At 68.4% G+C, this 12,266-nt stretch carries 8 protein-coding genes; 1 reads left to right on the top strand and 7 read right to left on the bottom strand.

The window, feature by feature from the left end; all coding sequences use genetic code 11:
- Positions 1–22: 22 nt before the first annotated feature.
- The 6 genes from JOD95_RS10415 to JOD95_RS10390 form a co-directional block, all read right to left on the bottom strand.
- The gene (locus JOD95_RS10415; RefSeq protein ID WP_209684900.1) at positions 23–727 is read right to left on the bottom strand and encodes a type II secretion system protein J; all 705 of its coding nucleotides are present in this window, start codon (positions 725–727) and stop codon (positions 23–25) included.
- Positions 724–2,184, bottom strand: coding sequence for a hypothetical protein (locus JOD95_RS10410; RefSeq protein WP_209684899.1), 1,461 nt, complete (start codon positions 2,182–2,184; stop codon positions 724–726). Before JOD95_RS10410 ends, JOD95_RS10415 begins: the two co-directional genes overlap by 4 nt.
- 76 nt (positions 2,185–2,260) lie before the next feature.
- On the bottom strand, positions 2,261–2,692 hold the full coding sequence (locus JOD95_RS16950; protein ID WP_307810419.1) for a prepilin-type N-terminal cleavage/methylation domain-containing protein: 432 nt from the start codon (positions 2,690–2,692) through the stop codon (positions 2,261–2,263).
- A gap of 192 nt (positions 2,693–2,884) precedes the next feature.
- A complete protein-coding gene (locus JOD95_RS10400; RefSeq protein ID WP_081985133.1) occupies positions 2,885–4,108 on the bottom strand; it encodes a type II secretion system F family protein in 1,224 nt (407 codons plus the stop codon).
- The gene (locus JOD95_RS10395; protein WP_209684898.1) at positions 4,108–5,781 is read right to left on the bottom strand and encodes a type IV pilus twitching motility protein PilT; all 1,674 of its coding nucleotides are present in this window, start codon (positions 5,779–5,781) and stop codon (positions 4,108–4,110) included. The genes JOD95_RS10400 and JOD95_RS10395 overlap by 1 nt, the downstream gene beginning before the upstream one ends.
- A 19-nt stretch (positions 5,782–5,800) precedes the next feature.
- Entirely contained in the window at positions 5,801–7,471 is a 1,671-nt protein-coding gene (locus JOD95_RS10390; protein WP_209684897.1) for a GspE/PulE family protein, read from the bottom strand.
- A gap of 369 nt (positions 7,472–7,840) precedes the next feature.
- On the opposite strand from JOD95_RS10390, the gene JOD95_RS10385 reads away from it, so the two are divergent.
- A complete protein-coding gene (locus JOD95_RS10385) occupies positions 7,841–8,206 on the top strand; it encodes a VOC family protein (RefSeq protein ID WP_058728464.1) in 366 nt (121 codons plus the stop codon).
- A gap of 146 nt (positions 8,207–8,352) precedes the next feature.
- Here JOD95_RS10385 and JOD95_RS10380 read toward each other — a convergent pair whose 3' ends face one another.
- Complete coding sequence (locus JOD95_RS10380) at positions 8,353–12,234, bottom strand: DNA-directed RNA polymerase subunit beta' (protein ID WP_066657075.1); 3,882 nt, start codon at positions 12,232–12,234, stop codon at positions 8,353–8,355.
- Positions 12,235–12,266 lie beyond the last annotated feature (32 nt).

The raw sequence follows: 12,266 nt of genomic DNA, 5'->3' as shown, positions 1-12,266 counted from the left end.
AGGGCAGCGCTGATCCGGCCGATCACGGTGTCGCTCCGGAGTTCGTGCCGTACGCCACGTTGAAGAGGTACAGCGTGTTCTGGATGTGGGTGTTGCCCGGGGTGTCCGCCGTGGGGGCTCCGAGCTCGAGGTTCACGCGGACGGCGCGGACCGCTCCGAGCTGCGTCGTGGCCAGGGAACCGTCGGCGAGGGTCGGCAGCGCAGTCCCGTTCGCACCGAGGTAGGTGAAGAGCGGGTCGCCGTCCCCGGTCGGGGAGGACACCGCTCCGCCGAGGACGGTCGAGGTGGTGGGCGGCTGCGTCGGTGCGGGGAAGGTCGTGAAGCCCTTCGTCGTGGTGCCCGTCCACCGGTCGAGCACGATGCCCTTCGCCCCGTTGAGCGAGTACCGCACCTGCACCGGGACGTCGGTGGCGTTGCCGTCGAGGTTCACGAAGGCGGTGAACGTCATCCTCGAACCGTCGGCCTGGGTCACCGCGGACGCGTAGGTGCCGTCCGCCTTCGGCAGCAGGCTCGCCGCGTGCACGTAGCGGGTGAGCGAGTTCATCACGACCGACGCCGATCGCGCGTTCTGGTCGGACCGGGTGTTCGTCGACCCGGCACGCAGCGTCGCGGTGAAGAAGCCCCCGACCGCGACGAGGATCACCATCGAGATGCTCATCGCGACGATGAGTTCCATGAGCCCGACGCCGTCGTCCTCGTGCCGGAAGCGACGGAGCACCCGCATCACGAGGTCTGCCCGCGCGGGTCGAGGGTGAGCGTGTTGTCGTAGCTGATGACGATGAGCGCGGTCTTCCTGTTGACCGTCCCGGGCGTGACCGGCGCGACGTTGGAGGCGTTCGTGGCGATCTCGTTGCGCGACGTCGACCCGAACGTCGTGCCGGACGAGATGGTCCACGTGCCGAAGGGCAGGGCGATGGTGGCGGTGTCCGCGGACGACACCGGGAACTTCATCGTCATGCCCGCTGCGCAGCCCGGATCGCCCGGACCGGGGTTCGCGGAGGAGACCGCGGTGACGTAGCGCCCCTTGACGCCCTTGACCGTCGCGACACCCATGCGCACGGAACCGCTCGAGGGTTCACCCGCGCTCGTCGTGATCACGTCGAGGGTGGCTCCGACCGCTCCGTCCGCGTTGGGCGTGGTCCACGCGGCGGGGCTCGGGCTGAGGCAGTTGACCCTGGCGTTCGGGCTGTTCGAGTAGGGGCCGGCGTAGGCCGTGTACCCGGAGGTGAAGGGGAAGACCGGGAGCGAGGGCGTCGAGGTCGAGGTGATCGCGAGCGTCGTGCTCGTCGTGTCCCAGGGCGTCACCGTGTCGAGCCCGCCGCCGGTGCTCGAGAGCACGGTGGGCATGTTCGTGGGGAGCGTCGCCCCGTAGGACTGCGCGTACCCGAGCGTCAGTCGGCTCGCGCGGTCGTAGACGAACGGGACGGGGGCGCTCGCGCCGGCGGCAACGGTGATCGGGGTCTGCTGGGAGGGCTGCTTCTGGTCGGTGTCGATGCCGCCCGCGACGCTGGCGGTGACGGTGTAGTCACCCGGCGCCACGTTGACCGCGTACGAGCAGCCCTGGGAGTCGGTCGGCAGCGGGGAGGTGCTCGGTGCGACGGCGCCGCTGCCCGAGATCGGCGTCAACGAGACGGTCACGCCGGCGAACGGCGCACCGGACGCGTTCGCGACCGAGACGATCACGGTGCCGTAGCCCGGGTCCGTGACGGCGTCGCTCGGGGCGATCGCCGAGGTCATCGACGTGGAGGACGTACCGCCGCGGGCGTTCGGCCAGGACACCGTCGCGACGACGCTCTTGTAGGCGAGCTTGCCGTTCGAGGTGCCGCACGCGCCGCTCGCACCGTCGCTCTGCACCCACCGCACCGACCGGTCGATCTGGTAGGTCACGCCGCCGAGGGTCTTCGTGTTGACCGCCCCGTCCTTGCTGATGACCTTGAAGATGCCGGCGGTCGTCGCGGCGGCCGTCTGCCGCATCGAGTCGATGTCCTGCGAGGCGAGCGCCACCGCGGTCTCGCGGCCACGGCTCGTCTGGGTGAGCTGGAGGGTGTTCGCGATGCCGTAGGCGATCCCGACGCTCATCACGGCGAAGACCATCATGGCGACCATGACCTCGATGACCGAGAGGCCCGACTCGCGGGTCGTCGGGTCGACCGGGCGCAGGACGCGCTGCAGGGTGCGGATCACGGTCACCTCCTCGGTCGTGGTCAGAGGGCGGAAGGCGCCCCACCACAGTGAGGCGCCTCCCGGAGTTGTTGTGCGGTTACTTGCAAGCGCCGTCGGTAGCAGCCGTGGTCGCGGTGATGTTGAACGGCTTGGCCGTCGCGCCCTGTCCGCCGATGCAGAAGGAGTCGGCCGACGCACCCGGCTTGTAGTCGAAGGTCGTTCCGGTGCTCTTCGTGTACCCATAAGGGACGAGCGTCGTGCCGTCGTCGAACTGCACCTTGGTCGGCAGCGTCCCGTTCTTGTCCGTCTGGAACGCGATGACCGCCGTCTTCGCGTTCGCCAGGTCGGACTTCACCGACGCGTCCTTCGCGTTGTTCTGCACGTTCAGGTACACCGGGATGGCGATCGCGGCGAGGATGCCGATGATGATCACGACGACCAGGAGTTCGATGAGCGTGAAGCCCTTCTCCTTGTCCTCGAGGAGGCCCTTGCGGCGAGCGTCGAGCTTGCCCATGAGAGCGAAGTACATGGTGGTTCCGTTCTTCTCGGGAATGCGATGGGGGTTGTGCCGCAGACTGCTCCGCCGCCGCTGGCAAGCGTATTGACGGCACTTTCCGGGCATAATCCCGAGAACGGGGGTGATCCGTGCTGCGAAATGCCCCCAGTACCGGGGGTGCGGAATTCCTGACCGACCCCCGAACGGAGGGCGTGCGCCGTCGAGTTACTTGACGAGCGAGGAGATCTGGAAGATCGGCAGGTAGAGCGCGACGATCATGCCGCCGACCACGACGCCGAGGAATGCGATGAGCAACGGCTCGATGAGCGACGTCAGGGATTCCGTGGTCGATTCCACCTCGGAGTCGTAGAAGATTGCGATCTTCTCCAGCATGACCTCGAGCGAACCGGCGTCCTCGCCCACCGCGATCATCTGCGCGACCATCGGCGGGAAGACGTTCTCCTTTGCCAGCGGCTCGGCGATCGATTCGCCTTTCCGGACGCTTTCCGCGACCCGGTCGAGCGCTTTCTGCACGACGAAGTTGTTGGATACTTCTCCGACGATCTTCAATGCCTGCAGGATGGGGACGCCGGCCCCGATCATGTTCGAGAAGTTCCGGGCGAACCGGGCGATGACGATCTTCTTCGTCAGCTGCCCGAAGACCGGCATCCGCAGCAGGATCGGGTCCCGGAACGCCCGGAAGCGGTCCGTGTTCTTGTTCCCCCGGTACCAGAGCCACCCGACGACGACGAGTACCGCCAGGATCGGTCCGGCCCAGCGCATCGCGTGCGAGAGCTGCACGAGGATCCGGGTCGGCAACGGCAGCTGCCCACCGAGCGACGCGAACATGTCCTGGAAGATCGGCACGATGAAGACGAGCATGACGACGACTGCCAGCAGCGACATCACGAGCACCACGACCGGGTAGGTCATGGCCGACTTGATCGTCGACCGGAGCTTGTGCTCCTTCTCGAAGTTCGTCGCGATCGAGTCCATCGCCTGGTCGAGGAATCCGCCGGTCTCCCCCGCGCGGATCATGTTGATCATGATCGGCGGGAAGTCGACCGGGTACTTCGCGACGGCGTCCGAGAACGAGACGCCGCGCTCGACGTCGTCACGCACCTTGCCGAGGATCTCCTTGAGCTTCTTGTTCTCGGTCTGGCCCGCCAGGATCGTCAGCGCACGCAGGAGCGAGAGCCCGGACGAGAGCATCGTCGAGGCCTGGCGCGACATGATCGCGAGGTCCTTGAGCCCGACGCCCTTCTCGAGCCCCGGGATCTTGATCTCGGTCTGCAGCCCGGTGCCGGGCTTCGCCTCGGTGATGGCGATCGGCGAGACGCCCATGCCGCGCAGGCGCTGGACGACCGCGCCCTCCGACGCGGCGTCGAGCCGACCCTTGACGAGCTTGCCGGCGCCGTCGCGGCCCCGGTAGTCGAACGCGAGCGACATCAGTGGCCTCCGGAGTACTTGTCGCCGAAGTCGATCTCGGATGCGGCGATCGCGGCGGCGGACGAGTCGGAGGGCGACTCGACGCGCTGGACGAGCCGGTCGAAGCCGTCCTCGTCGTGCACCTTCTCCATCGCCGCAGCCCGGGTGACGGTGCCGACGTTGACCAGCTCGGCCAGGTCCTGGTCCATCGTGTGCATCCCGGCGTCTCGGCCGGCCTGCATCGCCGAGGTGATCTGGTACGTCTTGCCCTCGCGCACCAGGTTCGCGATCGCCGGCGTCGTCCGCATGATCTCGGTGGCGACGACCCGGCCGGTGCCGTTCGCCTTCGGCACGAGCGTCTGGCAGACGACACCCTCGAGTGTCGCCGCGAGCTGCGTTCGGATCTGCCCCTGCTGGTGCGGCGGGAACACGTCGATGACGCGGTCGATGGTGCCCGGAGCGCTCTGCGTGTGCAGCGTCGCGAAGACGAGGTGGCCGGTCTCGGCCGCGGTGAGCGCGACGGAGATGGTCTCGAGGTCGCGGAGCTCACCGATCAGGATGACGTCGGGGTCCTGCCGCAGCACGTGCTTCAGCGCGGCGGCGAACGAGTGCGTGTCCGCCCCGACCTCGCGCTGGTTGATGATCGCCTTCTTGTGGTCGTGCATGAACTCGATCGGGTCCTCGACCGTCACGATGTGGTCGGCCCGGGTCTCGTTGACCAGGTCGATGAGCGCGGCGAGGGTCGTCGACTTGCCGGAACCGGTCGGCCCGGTGACGAGCACGAGGCCGCGGGGCAGCTTCGCGAACTCCCCCACGTGCTCCGGGATGCCGAGCTGCTTGAGCGTCTTGATCTTCGTCGGGATGATGCGGAAGGCCGCGCCCCAGTTGCCGCGCTGCTGGTAGTAGTTCACGCGGAAGCGGAACTCCGGCGACAGGGAGTACGCGAAGTCGAGTTCCTGCTCGTGGTCGAACTGCCCGGCCTGCTCGGGGCTCAACAGGGTCTTCAGTGCGGCGATCACCTTGTTGCGTGCCCAGGGTCCCCCGGGGACCGCGGGCCGCAGGGAGCCGTCGACCCGCACGGTGGGCGGGGCGTCGGCGGTGACGTGGAGGTCCGAGGCGCCCTGGTACACGACCTGCGAGAGCGCCGTGATGAGGTCGGCGTCGGCGACCTCGCGCGCGTGGCGCGTGAAGCCGATCTCGGGGTGCGAGCCGGCGTCGACGGCGCGGCCCTGCGTCGTGGTGGTGACGGCCTGGAGGCTCGTGGTCGGTACCGCGGGCGCCACCGGCAGGTGCTCGGTCACCGTCTCGGCGTAGCCGTACGCGGCCGTCGACGCGGGGACGGCCGCCGGGGGCGTGGCCGGCGCGGCCTGCGGCTGCGCGACCGGGACGGCGACGGGGTCGCCGGCGGGCGGCGGCCACGAGGATCCGCTGGAGGTCGCAGCCGCGGACGAGCCGCCCCACGCCGCCGGTGCGTCCCACGCGGGCTCGGTCGACAGGTCGTACACGGCACTGCTCGACGTCGGCACGGGCGAGCGGTCGCTCGACGACGCCGAGGGTGCCGACGCCGCAGCGGCCGCAGCAGCGGCAGCGAGCCGCGCAGCCCGACGACCGCCGACCTCGTTGCCCGGCTGTCCGGGGTGCCATCCGGCGACGGGGTCGTCGCCGGCCTCGATGTCGTACACCGATTCGTTCATCGTCCTCGTGCTCCCGGGACTACGCGACCACGCGCAGGATCTCGTCGACGCTGGTCATGCCGAGCTTGACCTTCTCCCACCCGTCCTGTCGGAGGGTGAGCATGCCCTGCTGCTGGGCGACGCGGCTGATCTCGGCGCTCGAGGCCCGCGCGACGGCGAGCCGCTCGATCTCCTCGGTGACGGTCATGACCTCGTGCAGGGCGATCCGGCCGCGGTAGCCGGTGTTCGAGCAGACGGCGCAGCCGATCGGTGCGTAGAACTCCGGCACGGCCGCGTCCGCACGGTCGAGGAACCCGAGCGCGTGCAGCTGCTCGGCCTCGTAGACCGCCGGGGCCTTGCACCGGTCGCAGAGCCGGCGGGCCAGACGCTGGGCGACCACCGAGTCGAGTGCGGAGCCGACCAGGAAGGGCTCGATGTCCATCTCGGTCAGACGGGTGACGGCCGACGGTGCGTCGTTGGTGTGCAGCGTGGAGAGCACCAGGTGACCGGTGAGCGAGGCCTCGATCGCGATCTGCGCCGTCTCGTGGTCGCGGATCTCACCGAGGAGCACCACGTCGGGGTCGGAGCGCAGGATCGAGCGCAGCGCGGACGCGAACGTCAGCCCGGCCTTCGGGTTCACCTGCACCTGATTGATGCCGGCCATCCGGTACTCGACCGGGTCCTCGACCGTGATGACGTTGATCTCGGGCTTCGCGACGGCGTTCAGCGTCGTGTACAGCGTGGTCGACTTGCCCGAACCGGTGGGCCCGGTGACCAGGATCATGCCGTACGGCTTCGAGTAGGACCGCTGGTACGCCTGGAAGTTCTGCTCGAGCAGGTTGAGGTCCTTGAGCGTCAGCGACGTGTTCGTGTTGTCGAGGATCCGCATGACGACCTTCTCGCCCCACACGGTCGGCAGCGTCGCCACACGCAGGTCGATCTGCCGACCGCCGTGGCGCACCGACATGCGGCCGTCCTGCGGCTTCCGACGCTCGGCGATGTCGATGTCGCTCATGATCTTGAGCCGGCTGATGACACCGTTCTGGATGTTCTTCGGCGCCGGGGCCATCTCGTGCAGCACGCCGTCGATGCGGTAGCGCACCCGGACCTCGTGCTCGCCCGGCTCGATGTGGATGTCGGACGCGTGGTCCTGGATGGCCTGCGACACGAGCAGGTTCACGAAGCGGACGATCGGCACGTCGTCGAGCGCGCCGTCGGTCAGGTCCACCTGCTGCTGGGTCGGGGCGGCCGACTGGTCCTCGAACGACGAGGTCAGGTCGTTGAGCTCGTCGTCGGCGCGCAGGTACCGGTCGAGGGCGCTCACCAGGTCGCGCTCGTCGACCTGCAGCGGCTTGATCGAGCGACCGGAGGCGGTGCGGGCGTCGTCGATCGCGAGCACGTTCGAGGGGTTCACCATCGCCAGCACGAGCGTCTCGCCCTCGAACCCGACACCGAGCACACCGTGCCGACGGCAGAGCGCCGCGGGCAGCATCGACACCGCCGTGCCGTCGACCGGGTAGTCGGTCAGCGGGACGGTGTGCGCGTTGTTCGAGGCCGCACGCGCGGTGATGTACTGCGCCTCGCTCACCACGCCCTGGTCGACCAGGGTGCGGATCGAGCGCTCGTCGATCGCTTCGTCACCCGTCATCGAGTCGAGGTGTTCGATCGGCAGTGCGCCGTTGAGGATGAGGATCTCGGAGAGCGTGGCCATGTGTCCCGGAGCCTCCTTCGGGTCGAGACCGGGTCGTGGGGATGCGTCCCGCAGCGGTGCGGCGCCCGTCCACGCTATTGCCGCGGTGCGCGGCGACCGCAGTCCCACAACGAGGGGGCGACGGGGTGGCGGGTGTCCCCAGTGCAGGGGTACCCGCCGGTACTGGGTGGTCCGGACGATGATCGACACGGGTCGATGCTCCGTCGCGAGCGTGCTCGCGGGGTGGGCGGTCCGGCGATCGGTGGAGCACTCGGTCGAGACCCCGGGCTGTGCAGGAACGGACGCGACGGGGTCCACGCGCGGCCGCCGCCCGCACCGCCCCACGACGAAGTCCTCGACGTGCGGCGCCGCCCCGGGCCATGATGAGCCATGGACATCACGAGCGTGACCGTGGGCCTCCCCGTCTCCGACATCGAGGCGTCCTGCCTCTGGTACGGCGCCGTGTTCCAGCGTGCGGACCCCGACCTGGAGCCCGAGGACGGCGTCGTCGAGTACGAGATCGGCGGCATCTGGCTGCAGCTGTACCTCGACGCGGACGCCGAACGGCGTCCGGCGACCGTCCGGTTCGGTGTCGACGACGTCCGGTCCCAGCACGCCCGCATCGGGTCGCTCGGCATCGACGTCGGCCCGGTCGAGTGCGTCGACGGTGCCGTCGACTGGTTCGACGTCCGCGACCCCGACGGCAACGTCCTCAGCCTGTACTCGTTGGTCGACGAGAAGGGCCGCACGGCCTGAGACGCGACCGCGCGCCGGCCTGGAGGCGCGTGGCGGGCCCGTCACGAGCCTCCAGGCCGGCAGCACGCCGCTGACCGGCCACGCGCCGGCAACGAGGAAGGCCCCCGCATCCGAGGATGCGGGGGCCTTCCGGGTTCAGCTCAGGCTCAGTTGTAGGTCCCGGGCGTGAAGTCGTCCGACGAGAAGCTGTCGAAGTCGACGAAGCTCAGGTCGGCGTCCGAGAACGAGGAGTCGTCGGCGAAGATGCGGTTGGGGTACCGCTCCGCCTTGGCTTCCTCGGTCGCGGCGACGTCCACGTCACGGTACCGGCTGAGGCCCGTCCCGGCGGGGATGAGCTTACCGATGATGACGTTCTCCTTGAGGCCGACGAGGTGGTCCTGCTTGCCCTCCATGGCCGCCTGCGTGAGGACGCGGGTGGTCTCCTGGAAGGACGCGGCGGACAGCCACGACTCGGTCGCGAGGGACGCCTTCGTGATGCCCATGACCTCCTGGCGAGCCGAGGCGGTCTTGCGACCCTCCTGCAGCGCCGCACGGTTCAGCGCGTTGTAGCGCGACCGGTCGACGAGCTCGCCCGGCAGCAGGTCGGTGTCGCCGTGGTCGACGACGGTGACCTTGCGGAGCATCTGGCGGACGATGACCTCGATGTGCTTGTCGTGGATCGGCACGCCCTGCGAGCCGTACACGTCCTGCACACCGTTGACGAGGTGCTTCTGGACCTCGCGCACACCCTTGACCCGGAGGACCTCCTTCGGGTCCACCGTGCCGGCGATGAACTGCTCGCCGAGCTCGACGTGCTGGCCGTCCTCGATGAGGAGGGTCGCACGCTTGAGCACCGGGTAGATGAACGGCTCGTCGCCGTTGTCCGGCGTGAGGATGATCCGACGACCCTTGTCCGTGTCCTCGATCGTGACGCGGCCGGGGGCCTCGGCGATCGGGGACGCGCCCTTCGGGGTGCGGGCCTCGAAGAGCTCGGTCACGCGGGGCAGACCCTGCGTGATGTCGTCGGCCGAGGCCGAACCACCCGTGTGGAAGGTACGCATCGTCAGCTGGGTACCGGGCTCACCGATGGACTGGGCGGCGATGATGCCGACCGCCTCGCCGATGTCGACGAGGTTGCCCGTGGCGAGCGAACGGCCGTAGCACTTCGCGCAGACACCGACGGCCGACTCACAGGTCAGGACCGAGCGCACCTTGATGCTCTCGACACCCGCCTCGAGCAGCGTGTCCAGCAGGACGTCACCGACGTCCGAACCGGCCTCGGCGACGACCGTGCCCTTCGCGTCCGCTGCCTCGGTGGCCAGCGTGCGCGAGTAGACGGTGTTCTCGACGCGCGGGTCGCGGACGAGGGCGCCGTCGGCACCCACGGTCGCGATCGGCAGCTCGAGGCCACGGGTCGTCCCGCAGTCGTCCTCACGGATGATGACGTCCTGCGACACGTCGACGAGACGACGGGTCAGGTAGCCCGAGTCGGCGGTACGGAGAGCCGTGTCCGCCAGACCCTTGCGGGCACCGTGCGTGGCGATGAAGTACTCCGCCACGGTCAGGCCCTCGCGGTACGAGTTGATGATCGGGCGGGCGATGATCTCACCCTTCGGGTTGTTCACCAGACCACGCATACCGGCGATGTTGCGCACCTGCAGCCAGTTACCACGAGCACCCGACGAGACCATGCGGTTGATGGTGTTGTCGACCGGGAAGTTGTCGCGCATCTCCTGCGCGATCTCGTTCGTGGCCTCGGTCCAGATCTTGATCAGGTCGGCGCGGCGCTCCGCGTCGGTGATCAGACCCTTGTCGAACTCGCCCTGGACCTTGGCGGCCTGGACCTCGTAGCCCGCGATGATCTCCTTCTTGCGAGGAGGCGTCACGACGTCCGACAGCGCCACGGTCACACCGGAGCGCGTGCCCCAGTAGAAGCCCGCGTCCTTGATCCGGTCCAGCGCAGCGGCCGTCTCGGTCTTGGAGTAGCGCTCGGCGAGGTCGTTGACGATCGCGGAGAGGGTGCCCTTGTCGGTGACGCGCTGGACGAACGGGTAGTCCGCCGGCAGCGTCTCGTTGAAGAGCGCACGGCCCAGGGTGGTCTCGAGGAGGATCGGCTGACCGACCTCGTAGCCCTCCGGCGCCTCGCCCTCGGCGAAGTGGACACCCGACATGCGGATCTTCACCATCGCGTTGAGGTGCAGCGTGTTCTGGTCCTTGGCCAGGATCGCCTCGGCGACCGACGAGAACGCACGGCCCTCGCCGAGCGCGCCCTCGCGGACGGTCGTCAGGTGGTGCAGACCGATGATCATGTCCTGTGCGGGCAGGGTCACCGGACGGCCGTCCGACGGCTTGAGGATGTTGTTCGAGGCGAGCATCAGGATGCGGGCCTCGGCCTGGGCCTCGACCGACAGCGGCAGGTGCACGGCCATCTGGTCACCGTCGAAGTCCGCGTTGAACGCAGCACACACGAGCGGGTGGAGCTGGATGGCCTTGCCCTCGACGAGCTGCGGCTCGAACGCCTGGATGCCCAGACGGTGCAGCGTCGGCGCACGGTTCAGCAGGACGGGGCGCTCGCGGATGATCTCCTCGAGCACGTCCCACACCTGCGGACGCGAACGCTCGACCATGCGCTTGGCCGACTTGATGTTCTGCGCGTGCGACAGGTCGATGAGGCGCTTGATGACGAACGGCTTGAACAGCTCGAGCGCCATCTGCTTCGGCAGACCGCACTGGTGCAGCTTGAGCTGCGGGCCGACGATGATGACCGAACGACCCGAGTAGTCGACGCGCTTGCCGAGCAGGTTCTGGCGGAAGCGACCCTGCTTTCCCTTGAGCATGTCGCTCAGGGACTTCAGGGCGCGGTTGCCGGTACCCGTGACGGGACGACCACGACGACCGTTGTCGAACAGCGCGTCGACCGCTTCCTGCAGCATGCGCTTCTCGTTGTTCACGATGATCTCGGGGGCACCGAGGTCGAGCAGGCGGCGGAGACGGTTGTTGCGGTTGATCACACGACGGTAGAGGTCGTTGAGGTCCGACGTGGCGAAGCGGCCACCGTCGAGCTGCACCATCGGGCGCAGCTCCGGCGGGATGACCGGCACGACGTCGAGCACCATCGCGGCCGGCGAGTTGCCGGTGGCGAGGAAGGAGCTGACGACGCGCAGGCGCTTGATCGCGCGGATCTTCTTCTGACCCTTGCCCTCGGCGATCTGCAGACGCAGCGACTCGGCCTCGGCGGCCAGGTCGAAGGCCTCGAGCCGCAGCTTGATCGCCTCGGCGCCCATGTAGGCGTCGAAGTAGATCCCGAAGCGGTCCTGCAGCTCGTGGAACACGGCGTCCTCGGGCTTGAGGTCGCCGACCTTGAGGTTGCGGAAGTCCTCCCACACGCGCTCGAGGCGGGTGATGTCCTCGTCGAAGGACTTGCGGACCTGGGACATCTCCTTCTCGGCGGTGTCCTTGGTCCGGCGCTTCACGTCGGCCTTGGCGCCCTCTTCCTCGAGCGCTGCGAGGTCGTCCTCGAGCTTCTTGAGGCGGTCGGCGATGATCGAGTCGCGCTGACCCTCGAGGTTCTTGATCTCGAGGCGCATCTCGTTCTCGAGACCGGGCATGTCGGCGTGACGGCCCTCTTCATCGATGTCGATGATCATGTACGCCGCGAAGTAGATGACCTTCTCGAGGTCCTTCGGCGCCATGTCGAGGAGGTACCCGAGGCGCGACGGGACGCCCTTGAAGTACCAGATGTGCGTGACGGGCGCGGCGAGCTCGATGTGGCCCATGCGCTCACGGCGGACCGAGGACTTGGTGACCTCGACGCCGCAGCGCTCGCAGACGATGCCCTTGAAGCGGACACGCTTGTACTTGCCGCAGGCGCACTCCCAGTCGCGGGACGGACCGAAGATCTGCTCGCCGAACAGACCGTCCTTCTCGGGCTTCAGGGTGCGGTAGTTGATGGTCTCCGGCTTCTTGACCTCGCCGTACGACCACTGACGGATGTCCTCGGCGGTCGCGAGGCCGATCCGGATGGCGTCAAATGACGTTGCTTCGAGCAATGTTCTTCTCTCTTGCTGAGTTCGAAACGTGT

Source organism: Curtobacterium sp. 1310 (assembly GCF_017834105.1).
Taxonomy (GTDB): domain Bacteria; phylum Actinomycetota; class Actinomycetes; order Actinomycetales; family Microbacteriaceae; genus Curtobacterium.
Note: the sequence above shows the minus strand (reverse complement) of the source record. Positions and strands in the feature narration are given on the sequence as shown.